15 protein-coding genes are annotated in these 15035 nt (G+C 71.1%); 7 read left to right on the top strand and 8 right to left on the bottom strand.

Annotation, left to right across the window (positions count from 1 at the left end; translation table 11 throughout):
• Positions 1–72 precede the first annotated feature (72 nt).
• Genes qcrA through ctaE form a run of 3 tightly spaced genes read right to left on the bottom strand, consistent with a single transcriptional unit; the run spans position 73 to position 2735 of the window.
• Positions 73–1170 (bottom strand): cytochrome bc1 complex Rieske iron-sulfur subunit, encoded by a 1098-nt coding sequence (gene qcrA / locus FCN22_RS07950; protein WP_137121019.1) that lies wholly within the window; start codon positions 1168–1170, stop codon positions 73–75.
• 52 nt (positions 1171–1222) lie between these two features.
• The gene (gene qcrC, locus FCN22_RS07955; RefSeq protein ID WP_137121020.1) at positions 1223–2002 is read right to left on the bottom strand and encodes a cytochrome bc1 complex diheme cytochrome c subunit; all 780 of its coding nucleotides are present in this window, start codon (positions 2000–2002) and stop codon (positions 1223–1225) included.
• A 58-nt stretch (positions 2003–2060) separates the two neighbouring features.
• A complete protein-coding gene (gene ctaE, locus FCN22_RS07960) occupies positions 2061–2735 on the bottom strand; it encodes an aa3-type cytochrome oxidase subunit III (RefSeq protein WP_202911465.1) in 675 nt (224 codons plus the stop codon).
• An 86-nt stretch (positions 2736–2821) separates the two neighbouring features.
• On the opposite strand from ctaE, the gene FCN22_RS07965 reads away from it, so the two are divergent.
• Together FCN22_RS07965 and trpD are read left to right on the top strand one after the other, a co-directional pair.
• The gene (locus FCN22_RS07965; RefSeq protein WP_238384594.1) at positions 2822–3289 is read left to right on the top strand and encodes a response regulator transcription factor; all 468 of its coding nucleotides are present in this window, start codon (positions 2822–2824) and stop codon (positions 3287–3289) included.
• A gap of 2 nt (positions 3290–3291) precedes the next feature.
• Complete coding sequence (gene trpD / locus FCN22_RS07970) at positions 3292–4413, top strand: anthranilate phosphoribosyltransferase (protein WP_137121022.1); 1122 nt, start codon at positions 3292–3294, stop codon at positions 4411–4413.
• A 97-nt stretch (positions 4414–4510) separates the two neighbouring features.
• On the opposite strand, the gene FCN22_RS07975 is transcribed toward trpD, so the two are convergent.
• Both FCN22_RS07975 and FCN22_RS07980 read right to left on the bottom strand, forming a co-directional pair.
• The gene (locus FCN22_RS07975; protein WP_137121023.1) at positions 4511–4795 is read right to left on the bottom strand and encodes an Lrp/AsnC family transcriptional regulator; all 285 of its coding nucleotides are present in this window, start codon (positions 4793–4795) and stop codon (positions 4511–4513) included.
• Positions 4796–4861: 66 nt separating this feature from the next.
• The gene (locus FCN22_RS07980; protein WP_137121024.1) at positions 4862–6637 is read right to left on the bottom strand and encodes a DEDD exonuclease domain-containing protein; all 1776 of its coding nucleotides are present in this window, start codon (positions 6635–6637) and stop codon (positions 4862–4864) included.
• 138 nt (positions 6638–6775) lie between these two features.
• Between FCN22_RS07980 and FCN22_RS07985 the strand changes: the two genes are divergently transcribed.
• On the top strand, positions 6776–7156 hold the full coding sequence (locus FCN22_RS07985; protein WP_137121025.1) for a GntR family transcriptional regulator: 381 nt from the start codon (positions 6776–6778) through the stop codon (positions 7154–7156).
• Positions 7157–7240: 84 nt separating this feature from the next.
• Here FCN22_RS07985 and FCN22_RS07990 read toward each other — a convergent pair whose 3' ends face one another.
• Entirely contained in the window at positions 7241–8278 is a 1038-nt protein-coding gene (locus FCN22_RS07990) for a glycerate kinase (protein WP_137121026.1), read from the bottom strand.
• A 148-nt stretch (positions 8279–8426) separates the two neighbouring features.
• Here FCN22_RS07990 and FCN22_RS07995 point away from each other — a divergent pair, with 148 nt between their 5' ends.
• Together FCN22_RS07995 and FCN22_RS08000 are read left to right on the top strand one after the other, a co-directional pair.
• Positions 8427–8645 carry a hypothetical protein gene (locus FCN22_RS07995; protein WP_137121027.1) on the top strand — a complete coding sequence of 73 codons (219 nt, stop codon included), beginning with the start codon at positions 8427–8429 and terminating at the stop codon, positions 8643–8645.
• Positions 8646–8725: 80 nt separating this feature from the next.
• A complete protein-coding gene (locus FCN22_RS08000) occupies positions 8726–10237 on the top strand; it encodes a gluzincin family metallopeptidase (RefSeq protein ID WP_137121028.1) in 1512 nt (503 codons plus the stop codon).
• 55 nt (positions 10238–10292) lie between these two features.
• On the opposite strand, the gene FCN22_RS08005 is transcribed toward FCN22_RS08000, so the two are convergent.
• On the bottom strand, positions 10293–11066 hold the full coding sequence (locus tag FCN22_RS08005; protein WP_238384595.1) for an NYN domain-containing protein: 774 nt from the start codon (positions 11064–11066) through the stop codon (positions 10293–10295).
• Positions 11067–11380: 314 nt separating this feature from the next.
• Between FCN22_RS08005 and FCN22_RS08010 the strand changes: the two genes are divergently transcribed.
• Positions 11381–12631 carry an alanine--tRNA ligase-related protein gene (locus FCN22_RS08010; RefSeq protein ID WP_137121030.1) on the top strand — a complete coding sequence of 417 codons (1251 nt, stop codon included), beginning with the start codon at positions 11381–11383 and terminating at the stop codon, positions 12629–12631.
• Here the strand turns inward: FCN22_RS08010 and FCN22_RS08015 are convergent.
• Positions 12610–14406, bottom strand: coding sequence for an AMP-dependent synthetase/ligase (locus FCN22_RS08015; protein WP_137121031.1), 1797 nt, complete (start codon positions 14404–14406; stop codon positions 12610–12612). The genes FCN22_RS08010 and FCN22_RS08015 overlap by 22 nt on opposite strands.
• 182 nt (positions 14407–14588) lie before the next feature.
• Between FCN22_RS08015 and FCN22_RS08020 the strand changes: the two genes are divergently transcribed.
• Positions 14589–15032, top strand: coding sequence for an SRPBCC family protein (locus FCN22_RS08020; protein ID WP_137121032.1), 444 nt, complete (start codon positions 14589–14591; stop codon positions 15030–15032).
• Positions 15033–15035 lie beyond the last annotated feature (3 nt).

The raw sequence follows: 15035 nt of genomic DNA on the forward strand, positions 1-15035 counted from the left end.
CACCCGCAGCCGGCCGGGCCGCTTGGTCACTGGCGCGCAGCCCTGCCGCGCCCTTGGGAATGCTCGAGGTGCTCATCCGCGCTCCCAGAAACTCGGGCCGACCGGTTCGGCGAACGGCGCGTCGGCCATCAGGTAGCCGTCCTGGTCAACGGTGATCTTCAACTGTGGCAGTGGGTGCCCGGCCGGCCCGAAGATCACCTTGGCGTCCTGCGTCACGTCGAAGGTGGACTGGTGGCACGGGCACAGCAGGTGATGGGTCTGCTGCTCGTAGAGGCCGACCGGGCAGCCGACGTGCGTGCAGATCTGCGAGTAGGCCACGATGCCGTGGTAGCCCCAGTCGAGCTCCTTCTGGCTGAGGATGTCCTTGGGGTCCAGGCGCATCAGCAGCACAGCTGCCTTCGCCTTCTCGTTCATCGGGTAAGCGGTCTTGTCGATCCCCTCGGGCAGGATGTGGAAGACCGAGCCGATGGTGACGTCGGTGGCCTTGACCGGGGTCAGCTCAGGGTCGCGGACCAGCCGGGTGCCCTTCTTCCAGACCGTGGTGTAGAGCTCGTCGCCGGGGGCGGGCCCGAGGCTGCCGACCAGCTGGACGACCAACGGGATCGCGAAGAGGCCGAGAGCGCCGCCGAGGGTGTACTTGATGAGCGGGCGACGGGCGATCTGGGCACCCTGCCCGCCCTCGAGGAGGGTGTCCACCGCGCCATGACGGTCCTCCTCGGCCGAGCGCAGCGTGTGCCGCTCCTCGACGACCTCGGTGTCCGGCATCAGCGTCTTGGCCCAGTGGATGGCTCCCATGCCGATCCCGAGCAGCGAGATCGAGAGGGTGACACCGAGCGTGACGTGGGAGATGTTGGCCTGGCCGACCAGGGGGATGAAGGAGAACTTGTCGCGCGGGATGGCGAAGTAGCAGACGACGAACAGCACCGTCGCGAGCGCGGAGATGCCGAAGAGGGTGGCGACCTGCTTCTCGGCCCGCCGCGCTGCACCTTCGTCGTGGTCGGCCATGCGGTGGACATGCGGCGGCAGACCGGGGTTGGCGAACTGCTCGGGAATGCCGCCGGTCCCGACGATGTGCCCCTGGTCGAGGGGCAGGGCGGTGCTCGTGTCGAACCGCTCGACCTGGCCGTCCGGCTCGTGCGGGCCCTGTGTGGGGTTCCCGTTGTCAGTCATCGTGGTCGATCCTGTCCCTCGGAATCGTTGCGTCGGTGCGGTCGGGTGGCCATCACGCCGCCTTGCGGCCCAGCCAGACGGCGAAGCCGATGAGGAGGCCGATGCCGAACGTCCATGCGAACAGGCCCTCGCTCACCGGACCGATCCGCCCCAGCGTGATGCCGCCGGGGTTCTTGTTCTCGTCGAGCCCCTGCAGGTAGGCGATGATGTCGGCCTTGCCCTGCTTGTCGATGTTGGTGTTGTTGAACACCGGCATCGACTGCGGGCCGGTGACCATTGCCTCGTAGATGTGCTTGCCGGACACGTCGTCCAGTGCCGGAGCGAACTTGCCGCGCGTCAGGGCGCCACCGGCGCCGGTGAAGTTGTGGCACATGGCGCAGTTGACGCGGAACAGCTCGCCGCCCTTGGCCTGGTTGCCGCCGGTCAGCTCGGACTCCTCGGGGATCGCCGGGCCAGGGCCGAGCGAGGCGATGTAGGCAGCGAGGTCGCGGATCTCGCTCTCGGAGTACTTCAGCTTCGGCGACTGGTGCGCCTGGACGTTTGGTCCGGCCAGCGGCATCCGCCCGGTGCCCACCTGGAAGTCGACGGACGCGGCACCGACGCCGACGAGCGAGGGTGCGTCGTTGGTGCCCTGGGCCTTCAGTCCGTGGCAGGTGGCGCAGTTGGCCAGGAAGAGCTTCTTGCCTTGGTTCACGTCGTCCGCGGTGGCCACCGCCGCCTGCGCCGTCTTGGGCGAGAGCAGCACGTACAGCCCACCCGTGGCCAGGAGCCCCAGCATCAGGATGACGACGATCGCCGCCGGGTGGCGGCGGCGGGCAGCGAGGGAGTTCACGATGCGGTCCTGTCGAGGGTGGGATACGGGGCAGGGGTCGTCAGAGGAGGGGGCATGGTCACTGCAGCAGGTAGATGGTCGCGAACAGGGCGATCCAGACGACGTCGACGAAGTGCCAGTAGTACGACGTCACGATGGCACCGGTCGCCTGGGTGTGCGTGTAGCGACGTGTCGTGAAGGTGCGTCCGATGATCATCAGGAAGGCGAGGAGCCCGCCGGTCACGTGCAGGGCGTGGAACCCGGTGGTCATGTAGAAGACCGAGCCGTAGGCGTCCGACGACATGGTGATGCCCTCGTGGACCATGTCGGCGTATTCCTTGACCTGCCCGGAGACGAAGACGGCCCCGAAGATGTAGGTGAGGACGTACCACTCGCGCATTCCCCACTTGCCGATCTCCAACAGCTTGCCGGTCCGCACCGGGTGGCCGTTCTCCGCGCGGAAGACGCCGAGCTGGCACCAGACCGACGAGATCACCAGGATCAGCGTGTTCCCGGCGGCGTAGGGGACGTTCAGTGCCGTCGTCTTGTCGGCCCACAGCTCGGGCGAGACTGAGCGAATCGTGAAGTACATCGCGAAGAGTCCCGCGAAGAACATCAGCTCACTGGAGAGCCACACGATCGTGCCCACCGACGTCATGTCCGGCCGTGTCGCCGGGCCCGGTCGCTGGAGTGGTCCGGGACTGGTTCCCGGCGTGCCTGAGTGAACTGCTGATGCGGTCGCCACGGGCGCCATTATGGCCCTATCCGCGCTGGGATGTCAGAGCGACCCCCCGAATGTCGGCGACCGGCCCACCGGGCCGCACCGGTAGCATCTTGGGCATGACCGCTTCGCACCCCTCGACGCCCGCTGCCGTGCCCCCGGACGGCGGCAGCCGGCCCGGCCCCAAGCAGATCAGCGTCCTGCTCTACAGCGACGACATCGCCACCCGCGACGCGGTGCGGATCGCGGTGGGCAAGCGTCCATCACGCGACATCGAGGTCAAGACCTGGCGTGAGTGCGCGACCTCGGCTGCCGTCCACGAGGCGGTGCGTGGCGCGAGCTTCGACGTGTTGATCCTGGACGGTGAGGCGGCTCCGGTCGGGGGACTGGGCCTGTGCCGCGAGCTGAAGAACGAGATCTTCGACTGTCCCCCGATCCTGGTGCTGACCGGCCGGCCGCAGGACGGCTGGCTGGCCGCGTGGTCGCAGGCCGACCAGGTCGTGCCGCACCCCTTGGACGCCTTGGCGATGTCCTCGGCCGTCGCCGAGCTCGGTCGCTCCGGCGCGGGCTCCCTGGTCAAGCCCTGACCATGGCCGGGTCGCCGGACCGCAGCACCCCCACCTCCACCCAAAGCGCCGCGACGCCCGACTGGCCGACCCTCTACACCTCGCTGCTGCAGGGCCGTGACCTGTCCACCGAGGACGCCGCCTGGGCGATGGACCAGGTGATGAGGGGCGAGGCGAGCCCCGTGCAGGTCGCCGGCTTCCTCATGGCGCTCCGGGCCAAGGGTGAGAGCGTCGCCGAGATGCGCGGCCTCGCGGACATGATGCTGCAGCACGCCACCCGCATGGCCGCGCCCGATGTCGCCCTGGACATCGTCGGCACGGGCGGCGATCGCGCGCACACGGTGAACATCTCGACGATGGCCTCGATCGTCGCCGCCGGCGCTGGGGTGCCGATCATCAAGCACGGCAACCGGGCCGCGTCGTCCTCGTCCGGGTCCGCCGATGTGCTCGAGTCCCTCGGCATCAACTTGAGGTCCACCCCTGAGGCCATCGCCCGGATCTTCGCCGACTGCGGCATCACCTTCTGTTTCGCGCAGACCTTCCACCCGTCCATGCGGCACGCGGCGGCGGCCCGCAGCGGCCTGGGCATCGGCACCGCGTTCAACTTCCTCGGGCCGCTCACCAACCCGGCGCAGCCCCGGTATGCCGCGATCGGCGTCGCCGACGCGCGGATGGCGCCGCTCATCGCCGGCGTCTTCGCCGAGCGGGAAAAGGACGCGGCCGTCTTCCGCGGCGACGATGGCCTGGACGAGCTCACCATCACCACCACCTCCACGCTGTGGTGGGTCCGCAGCGGCAACGTCAGCGAGCACCGTCTCGACCCGCGCAGACTCGGGCTGCAGCTCAACCCGATCGAGACCCTCCGGGGGCAGGACGCCGACTACAACGCCGGCGTCCTGCGCCGGGTCATCGGCGGAGAGGACCGTGGACCGGTGCGTGACGCAGTCGTGCTCAATGCGGGGGTTGCCCTCGCGCTGACCGAGCCCGACGAGACCCCGGGCGGCACGGGCCATGACGGTGACCCGAGCGCCGCGCTGCACCGTCAGGTGCGCGCCGGGATGGACCGCGCCGAGCAGTCCATCGACTCAGGTGCCGCCGGTGAGGTGGTCGCTCGCTGGGTGGCTGCCTCGACCGCCACGGACTGAGCCGTCCGGCCAAGAGCCGCCGTGTGGAGGATCCGTGGGGTGCAGACCCCATCGATCATCCCCGCTCCTGCCTGGCACCCGCGCGGTCGGGTCGTGGTCAGGCGTCGTCGAGGCCGAGGCTGAACGCCGCTTCCAGATCGCGTCCGGAGTAGGTGCGGAAGGCGATGTGCGTCTGGGTGCCGGTGACGCCCTCCACCTTGTTGAGGCGGTCGGCGATCACGTCGGCGAAGTCCTCGTGCCGGGACACCTTGGCGACCGCGATGAGGTCGACGTCCCCGGTCACGGAGTAGACCTCGCTCACGCCGTCGATCTCGGCGATGGCGGCAGCAGCCTCGGGGATGCGGTGGACGTCGCAGTTGATCAGGACGATGGCGGAGATCACGAGGCTCACCCTAGCCGCCCGGGCGCGGCCGCGTCGGCCTGCGCCGGTGCTGGGCGCCCTGGTCCCTCAGCCTGCGGAGGGCACCGCGGCGGGCGGTCGATGCGTGAGCCCGATGGAGGAGGGCTCGTCGAAGCCGACCAGGTCGCGGCGGGCCGCGGCCAGGGGTTCGAGCCGGTCGCGGGCACCACCCGCACCGTGCACCGGACAGGTCCACTCACCCTGGATGGACACCATGCGCACTCCTGGCGCCTCGAGCCAGCGAAGGACCTTCTCGGTCTCCTCGGCAGTGGCCGCGGGCACCGGGGCGGCCGGAGCCGCCACGACCTCGGCGGTCCGCCCCAGGGCCTCGATGAACGGCCGGGGGTCGGCCCCCGGCGGACTCACCGTGGTGCCGGCCAGACGGCCGTAGCGCACGCAGACCAGCTCCCACCCGCCGGGCGCGGCTCGGCGGGCGGCCACCACCTCGGCGCTGCGGGCCAGGGGCGCGATGCGCTGCGCGCGAGCCGCGGCCCGGACCAGGTGCAGCAAGCGGTCGCGCACCGCGCCCGCGTCCTCGTAGCGCTCCTGTCGGGACAGGACGCTCATCCGCTCGCGCAGCGCCCCGACGACCTCGCGGGCGTCGCCCGAGATCATCTCGGCGGCGGTCTGCGCGACGAGCGCGTAGTCCTGCACGGACTGGGCGCCGGTGCACGGCGCGCCGCATCGCCCCATCTCGGCGAGCGCGCAGGCGGGCGTGACGCCCCGAGTGCTCAACCGTGTGGTGCACTGGCGCAGGGGCACCACCTCGTGGACGGCGTCGACGGCGTCCCGCGCGGCCGCCCACGAGGAGAACGGACCGAAGTAGCGGGCGCCGTCGTCCTTGACCTGCCGGACGATGGACAGCCGGGGAAAGGGCTCGACGGTCAGCTTCACCCACGGGGCGCGTTCGGGATAGCGGGAGCGCCGGTTGTAGCGCGGTTGGTGCTCGGCGATGAGGCGCAGCTCGCGCACCTCGGCCTCCAGCGCCGTGGCACACACGATCGGGGTGATGTTCTGCGCGAGTGCGACCATCTCGGCCATCCGGCTGCGTTGCTCGCTGGCGGTGAAGTAGGTGCGCACCCTGCGGCGGATGTCCTTGGAGGTACCGACGTAGAGCGGTCGGCCATCGGCGTCCTTGAAGATGTAGACCCCCGGTGCGGAGGGCAACCCGTCGGCGAGGAACCGCTTGCGGCGCTGCGCCGGGCTCACCCGCGAGGAGTAGCTGGCCAGCTCCTCGAACGTGGTGACGCCGAGGTTGCCGACCCGCGCGAGCAGGCCGTGCAGCACGTCGACGGTTGCGCGGGCATCGTGCAGCGCGCGGTGGTCGGGCGTCGTTGCCGCGCCGAAGAGCCGGGCCAGCGAACTCAGCTTGCGGTTGGGCGCCTCGTCACGGGTGACGAGCTGCCGGGCCAGGTGCACGGTGTCGACCACGCGAAAACCCGGCCAGGGGTGTCCGGTCTGGGCGGCGGCCGCCTTGAGGAAGGAGATGTCGAAACCCGCGTTGTGGGCCACGAGGACGCTGCCTGCGGCGAACTCCAGGAACGCCGGCAGCACAGTGGCCACCCGGGGCGCGTCCGCGACCATCGCGCCCGTGATGCCGGTCAGCACCGAGATGAACGCCGGGATCGGCTCGGCCGGGTTGACCAGGGTCTGGAACTCTCCGAGGACCTCGCCACCGCGCACCTTGACCGCGCCGACCTCGGTGATGTGCGCACCGGAGGGGCTGCCACCCGTGGTCTCCAGGTCGACCACCACGAACGTGACGTCGGCGAGCGGTGTCCCGAGCTCGTCGAGCGTCGTTTGGACGCCGTGGGTGACCTGCATGGGATCGACGGTAGGCCGTGGGTCCGACAGGCCGGGGCAGGCGCGCCCGTGACGAAATCGGCCGGCTCCTGGGCCGCCGGCAGCCGATCACCGTGTGGCACGGTGGTGGTGGTGAGAATCGGGGCGAGGAGGACGCTCATGCAGCTGGTTCGGATCGACTCCGGCAGCGAAGTACCGCCCTACGAGCAGGTGCGGCTCCAGCTGGCGACGCAGATCACGCAGGGCGTCCTGCCTGTCGGCGCCAAGCTGCCCACCGTGCGGAGCCTGGCCAGCTCGCTGGGGGTCGCCGCCAATACGGTTGCGCGCGCCTACCGCGAGCTCGACGAGGCCGGTTTGGTCGAGACTCGTGGTCGCGCCGGCACCTTCGTCGGCAGCGCGGGCGACGAGAGCAGGGCGCGGATCCGCCACGCCGCACAGGAGTTCGCCCGCGTCGCCCACGCCCTCGGGCTGAGCCCCGACGAGGCGCTCGGAGTCGTCGAGGCGGCGGTGCGCGGCCAGCGGCCCCCGCAAACCTGTTGATACGCCGACCAGCCCGAGGACGTTCCCCCGCCGCGGCCAACCCCAACGCGCCACGCCGGTATGCCGTGCGCGGTGGCACAGGCGCTACGTGCCTCCGGTCGCTGCGTGGTTCGTGGCGAGCGAGCCCAGGTGTCGGAACACCGCCTCCTCGATGCAGGCGAGCGGCTCGGCCCACGAACGCTCCTCGCCGAAAACCTGTACGAGGTCGACGCAGGGGACCCGGTCACGCACCTCCGGACGCACCTGCCCGGCCACGACGAAGACCGGTGTGTCGGTCTGCTCGGCGAGGGCGGCGACCCCGCCGACGACCTTGCCGTTGAAGGACTCCGGGTCCATCAGGCCCTCCCCGGTGATGACAAGGTCCGCTTGGGCTACGGCCTCGGCGAGGCCGACTTCGGTCGCCACGGCGTCGAAGCCCGGGGCCAGCCGGGCGCCGAGCGCGGCGAGGCCACCCGCCAGACCCCCGGCGGCGCCGGAGCCGGGGAGGACGCCGACGTCGACGCCGTAGCGTGCCAGGTAGTCCGCGCGCAACGACTCCAGGCGCTGCGTGAGCTGCTCGACCTCGGCCGGCCCGGCCCCCTTCTGCGGCCCGAAGACGGCGGCGGCCTGCGTGAACAGCGTGCGGACGTCGTGGGCGACGACGACCTGCGCGTGGGCACCCGGGCCGCCCAGTGGCTGGCGCTCCTCGAGCACCTCGACGGCGCCGAGCCCACCGTCGGTGGTGGCGGAGCCGCCGACCCCGATGATGACCCGGGTGGCCCCGGCGTCGAGCGCGGCGGCCACCAGCTCGCCCACTCCTCGGGTGGTGGCCGCCAGCGCATCGTTGGCTCCGGCTCCGCCGGCCAGCTGGAGGCCGGCGGCGGTGGCCATCTCGATGACCGCGGTCGTGCCGTCGAGTCGCCAGGCCGCCTCGACGGGTTCCCCGTCCGGGCCGGACACCACGGTCGTGCGGTCAGGGCCGCCCAGTGCCTCGAGCGTGCCCTCGCCGCCGTCGGCCATGGGCAGCAGCCGGCAGTCCCAGCCGGCACGCCGGGCTCCAGCGGCCACGGCGGCGGCCACCTCCGTCGCCGTGGCCGAACCGCGGAACTTGTCCGGCGCCGCCAACACGTGCAGTCGACTCATCACAGCCTCCAGGAAGAGTGGTTGCGCCGATCGTAGGGGGCGGTGTCAGACCTCGGTCCTAGCGTCTGGACCAGCGCCGACACACCGCGAGGTGTCGCGACGCCGAGACGACCGAGGTCCACCGACCCAACCAGAGAAGGAGCCCGACATGCTGGTCGACTGCCAGACCTGCCCCGTGAGGGACGTCCGCTGCGGTGAGTGCATGGTGACGGCGCTGCTGGAGCCCGTGTCGGCGGAGCTGCCGCTCGACTCCGCCGAGCTGGCCGCGGTCTCGACGTTCGTCGACGTGGGGCTCGTGTCCGCCGCCGAGGCGTCCGGGCTGAGCGCCCGCCGCGAGCCGTGGGACCGGTTCCGGGCGGTGGGGTGACTCACCTCCGCCGAGGCGGTCGCGCGCCTGCACGAAGCCGTTCAGCGTCGTCTCCTGCAGCGGACGCCTAGCATGACGCCGTGACTGTGGCCAGGCGTGCTGCGACCGCGCTGGTCGCGCTCTGCCTGGCCCCGATGCTCCTGCTGGTTCCCGGCACAGGGGATGGCACGGCCAGCGGGCCGGCCCAGCACCAGCCCCGACCGGGTCGGTCCGCGCCGAACCCGGTGGCTCCCTCACTCCTGAGCCACGCCGGCTCCATTCCCTCCGTGGCTGCGCCGACTCCGCAGGCAACCGCCGGCCGCGCCGCCTCCACGGTTCGTGGCAGCTGGTCGAGCGCGTTGGTGGAGCTGCCCGTGGCAGGCGGCTCCGCAGAGCTCGAAGGCCGGGTGCGTTCCCTGCTGCAGCGCCGGGAAGCCGCCATCCGGGCGCAGGATCGTGCCGCCTGGCTGGCGGCCGTCGGTCCGACATCGCCCCGGGGCATGCCCGGTGCAGCCCGCCAGGGCATCGCAGACCAGCAGGCCGCAGTCTTCGACCGGATCGTGCAGCTGCCGCTCACCCTCTTCCGTTACGACTCGGCCAGGCTGCTCCCACCCCGTGCCACCGGGCGAGGGTCCGGCCCGGCCGCGTCGACCGGGTCGACGGGATCCACCGGTTCGAGCGGGTCGACCGCCGCCGGGAGGGTCGTCGAGGTGCGAGGGACGTATGCGCTCGGCCGCTTCGGGGGACCGCGCACCTTCCGGGAGCGGTTCGTGCTCGGCCGCCCGGTCGGTGGTGCCGGGGGCCCGGCGCTCCTGCCCCTGCCGGACGGAAGCCGTTCGCCCCGCGTCTCGGTGCCGTGGGACCTGCCCGGCATGCGGGTGGTCCGCGGCCGTTCCAGCCTGGTGGTGGGCAACGCCGCGCTCAGCCGGTTGCGAGGCTACGCGCGGCTCGCGGACCGGGCGGTGCAGCTCGTGGACCGCCAGTGGGGCACCGATTGGAGCCGCGCACCGGTGCTCATCGTCCCGGCCACCGCCGAGGAGTATGCCGGGCTGACCGGGCAGACGACGTCGGCCGCCACGACCAGCCAGGTCGCAGCAGTGACGACCGGTCCGCTCGATGCCGACGGCCGGGCGAGCGCTGACCAGGTCGTGGTGCGTTCGGCCACCTGGTCGGAGCTGACAGCGCAGGGCCGGGCCGCGGTGGTGACCCACGAGGTCACACACGTGGCCACCAGGGCCAGCACCACTGCGCCCGTCCCGCTCTGGTTGTCGGAGGGGCTGGCCGACTACCTCGCCTACCGCGCGGTCGCGTTGCCGCCTGAGGCGATCGCCGCCGACCTGCTGGACAGGGTCCGGTCCGGTGTCGGACCCATCGGAGTGCCACCCGACTCCGCGTTCGGCGCGGGCGTCCGCGACCTCGCCGCGAGCTACCAGGCCGCGTGGCTGCTGTGTCGCCACATCGCGACGACGCACGGCGAGGCGGCACTGCTGCGGCTCTACCGCACCGTCGCGGCCGGCACCCCCGTGCGGCGCGCGGTGCCCGAGATGCTGGGCGTCGACGAGGACCAGCTGACTGCGGCGTGGCTCACCGACCTGCACCGGCTGTCCCACTAATTGCTGGGGTTCGGCGTCGCCGACGACGCCGAACCCCAGCAACTGAGCGCAGCAGTCAGCGTGAGCGCTTGCCCTTCTCCCGCAGCCGGACCGTGGTGGAGCGCCCGTCCGGCAGGGTCTGCCGCTCGACCTCGAAGAGCCCGATCGCCGTCACCAGGTCGACCAGCTTCGAGTAGCGCCAGTTGCGTGGGTCGAAGTCGGGCGCCTGCTTGGCGATGTGCGAACCGACGGAGCCGAGATCGGCCCAGCCCTCGTCGTCCGAGGCCGCCTCGACCCCGGAACGGACGAGCGTGACGAGTCGGGCGTCCGCCTTGAGCTCCTTGCTCGTGGGCTTGGCGCCCGCCGCGTGCTCCTGCGACTCGGGCTCGACGTCGGCGGCGGACGCGGAGCGAAGGACGTCCATGTAGACAAACCGGTCGCAGGCCGACACGAAGGCCTGCGGCGTCTTGCGCTCGCCGAAGCCGTAGACCGTCACCCCCGACTCCCGCAGCCGCGAGGCCAGCCGGGTGAAGTCGCTGTCCGACGACACGAGGCAGAACCCGTCGAAGCGGTCGGTGTAGAGCAGGTCCATCGCGTCGATGATCATCGCGCTGTCGGTCGCGTTCTTGCCCTTGGTGTAGCCGAACTGCTGGATCGGCTGGATCGCGTGGACGTTCGCCGCGTCCTTCCAGCCCTTGAGGTTCGGCGTCGTCCAGTCGCCGTAGACGCGCTTCACCGACGCCACGCCATACTTCGCGATCTCGTCCACCAGGGCACTGGCCACGCTCGGCTGCGCGTTGTCGGCGTCGATCAGCACCGCGAGCTTGGGGGAGTCGCTGGGGGTGGGCACGGTCGCCTCCGGGGAGCTGGGACGCGGTGGCCGGGGGGCACACCGGTGCAGGCAGCGTAGCGATCGCCGATCGCTGGGCCGGAACCGGTCACACGGCAAAACCCGTGGCGGCACTGCCGTCGAGCGCCCTACCGTTGTGGTCATGAAGGTCTTCGTGCACGCTGCCGCGACCGTTCGAGCCGCCCGCTCGTCGGTCGCCGCCTGCTGACCTTCTCCACCTGTCACCTCGGCGAACCGGATCGGATCGCCGAGGTCGCCACGGGATCAGTGGTGTCCGCGAGGTCCGCTCCTCGCCCCAAGCAAAGGCCACCACCATGGACACAGATCAGATCCGTATGACGTTCGTCGACTTCTACCGCGAACGCGGACATCAGCCGCTCCCGGGCAGCACCCTTGTCCCGCCTCCGGGAGACCCGGTGCTGTTCACCACGTCGGGAATGCACCCGCTGACGCCCTACCTGGAGGGCCGCCCGCACCCGCAGGGGCCCAGGCTCGTCAATGTGCAGCGGTGCCTGCGCACCACCGACCTCGAGGAAGTTGGCGACTCCCGCCACCTGACGGTCTTCGAGATGATGGGGTCGTGGTCGCTGGACGACTACTCCGGGCCGCAGAGCGTGCGGTGGGGCCACGAGCTGCTTTGCGAGCGCTTCGGGCTCGACCCCGCTCTGCTGCACGTCACGGTGTTCGGCGGTGACGGGCTGGTCGGCCCCGACACCGAGTCGTGGCGGGTCTGGGAGGAGCTCGGCGTGCCCGTCGAGCCGACCCGTGAGGACAACTGGTGGTCGAGCGGGGCCACCGGACCGTGCGGGCCGGACACGGAGGTGTTCGTCTGGACCGGCAACGGCCCGCCGCGTGGTACCCCGACGACGGACGACCGGTGGGTCGAGGTCTGGAACCACGTCCTGATGCGCTACCGCCGCCGCGGCGACGGACAGCTCGAGTCGCTGGAGCGACCGAGCGTCGACACCGGCATGGGGCTCGAACGGCTCGCGATGGTGCTGCAGGGCCGCGAATCCGTATACGAGACCGACCTGCTCGAGCCGTGGGTCAGCACGGTGCAGGGGCTGTGGCCGGTCGGTTCCTCGTTGCGTCTGGTCTGTGACCACCTGCGCTCGGCGGTCGTGGTGGTCGGCGACGGAGTCAGGCCGTCCTCCTCGGGCCGCGGCTACGTGCTGCGCCGCCTGTTGCGTCGCGTCCTGACCCGGCTGTGGCGGCAGGACCGGTCGCACACCTTGTCGGACTTGCCCGAAACGCTGATCGAGGTGACGCTGCAGCACTTCGGCCAACCGGTCGAGGGCCAGCAGGTCGACGCGCGCGTCGTGCGCCGGCTGCTGATGGACGAGCAGGACCGGTTCGACCGCCTCCTGCGACGCGGTCGGTCGGTGGTGTCGCGATATCGCTCACGCGGTGAGCTGACCGAGCGAGACCTGTTCGAGCTGCACGACACCCACGGGCTGCCGCGCGACCTGGTGCTCGGGGTGCTGTCGGAGTCGGAGGCGGAGCACGAGTCGGGTCGTGAGCAGCTGCCTGGGCAGGACCACCGTCAGGGCTTGGGACCGGCGTAGAGCTGCTCCACGTCCTTCGCGAAGTCCTTCATGACGACCGAGCGCTTGAGCTTCAGCGAGGGCGTGAGGTAGCCGTTCTCCTCGGTGAAGTCGCCGGCGAGGATACGGAAGGTGCGGATCGACTCCGCCCTGCTGACCGCCTTGTTGGCCTCGTCGACCGCCTGCTGGACCTGTTCGTGGACGGCCTCCTGGGTCCGGGCCAGGTCGAACGGGACGTCCTCGAGACCATGGTTCTTCGACCAGGTCGGCCACATCTCCTCGTCCAGCGTGATCAGCGCGGCGATGAACGGCTTCTGGTCGCCCACCACCATGCACTGGGAGATGAGGGGGTGGGCCCGCAGACCGTCCTCGAGGGCGGCGGGCGCGACGTTCTTGCCGCCGGCGGTGACCAGTAGCTCCTTCTTGCGTCCGGTGATCCGCAGGAAGCCGTCCTCGTCGAGGCTTCCGAGGTCACCGGTGTGGAACCAGCCGTCCTGCATCGCGTCCACCGTCGCCTGCTCCTTGCCGCGGTAGGAGGCGAAGACACCCACGCCCTTGAGCAGCACCTCACCGTCGTCGGCGATCCGGACGCCCACACCGGGCAGCGGCGGTCCCACCGTGCCGATCTTGATCAGGTCCGGCGTGTTCACGGTGGCCGGCGCGGTGGTCTCGGTCAGTCCGTAACCCTCGAGGATGGTCAGCCCGATGCCACGGAAGAAGTGACCCAGGCGAGGCCCGAGTGGAGCACCGCCGGACACGGCATACTGCACCTTGCCGCCCATCGCGGCGCGCAGCTTGCCGTAGACGAGCCGGTCGAAGACCGCGTGCCTGGCCCGCAAGGCGACCCCGGGTCCTCCGCGGTCGAGCGCCTCGCTGTAGGCGATCGCGGTGTCGGCCGCGACGGCGAAGATCTTGCCCTTGCCCTCGGCCGTGGTGTTCTGCTCGGCACTGTTGTAGACCTTCTCGAAGACGCGGGGCACCGCGAGGATGAAGGTCGGCCGGAAGCTGGCGAAGTCGGCCATCAGGTTCTTGATGTCGGAGGAGTGCCCCATCCGGGCCCCGGCGGCCACGCAGAGCACCTCGATGAACCGGGCGAACACGTGGGCCAGGGGCAGGAACAGCAGCGTGCTGGCGTCCTGGGCCCGGACCACCTCCGCCAGGCGCTCCACCGTGTTCTCGGTGAGGCCCATGAAGTTCTGGTGGGTCAGCTGGCAGCCCTTCGGGCGCCCGGTCGTCCCAGAGGTGTAGATGATCGTCGCGATCGAGTCGCGGTCGAGCCTCTCGCGGCGCGAGTCCAGCTGCTCGTCGGTGATGTCCGACCCGAGCATCGCCACCTCGTCCAGGCCGCCGGAGTCGACCTGCCAGACGTCGCGCAGGCCGGGCAGGTCCTCCCTCGCCTCGGCGAGGATCGCAGCGTGGGCGGTCGTCTCGAGCACGATCGCCGCCGCCCCGGAGTCCTCCAGGATCCATTTCACCTGCTCGACCGACGACGTCTCGTAGATCGGGACCGGCACGAGGCCGGCGGTCCAGGCGGCGAAGTCGGCGAGCGTCCACTCGTAACGCGTCTTGCTCATGATCGCGACGCGGTCGCCCACCTCGAGGCCGGCCGCCACGAACCCCTTGGCGAGCGCGCGGACCTCACCGTGGAACTGGGCGCTGGTGACATCGCTCCAGCCGGCACCATCGCGGCGGGCGAAGGCGACGCGATCCGGGTGCTCGCGGGCGCCGCGCTCGGCCAGGTCGGACAGCGTGCCCTCGCGGGTGGGGGTCACGAGCGGGGCGACGACTCGTTCCATCGACGTGACCTCCTCGTGCCTGCGGTGGGCGGTGAGCCACCCACATCCTAGGGACCGGTGGCTCGGTCCCGGCCGGGCAGGCATCCAGCGGTGCGGCGGTGTCCGGTGACCGAGACGAGGCTGGGCCGCGGCTGGTCCGGTCGGGGCGCCCGCGAGCCGGGCCGCACGCTACCCTTCGGCGCATGGCCGATCGCACCGAGTCCAGCATCGTCATCGACGCCGCTCCGGGAGTCGTGCTCGACATCATCGCCGACTTCGAGCACTACCCGGAGTGGGCCAGCGAGGTCAAGCAGACGCGGGTGCTCGCCGAGGACGGCGACGGGTGGGCGGACCAGGTCGAGTTCACCCTCGACGCCGGAGCCATCAAGGACACCTACGTCCTCGACTACGACTGGGACGTCGACGAAAGCGGCGAGGGCGCCGTCTCGTGGACCTTGGTGTCGGCCCAGGTGCTCAAGGCGCTCAACGGTTCCTACACGCTCGGCGCCGTCGGTGACGGCACGCACCTGACCTACCGGCTCGCGGTCGATGTGAAGATCCCGATGATCGGGATGCTCAAGCGCAAGGCCGAGAAGGTCATCATCGGCACCGCCCTCCAGGAGCTCAAGAAGCGGGCCGAGGGCTGAGCA

The sequence above is a fragment of the Segeticoccus rhizosphaerae genome (genome assembly GCF_005222685.1).
Taxonomy (GTDB): domain Bacteria; phylum Actinomycetota; class Actinomycetes; order Actinomycetales; family Dermatophilaceae; genus Segeticoccus; species Segeticoccus rhizosphaerae.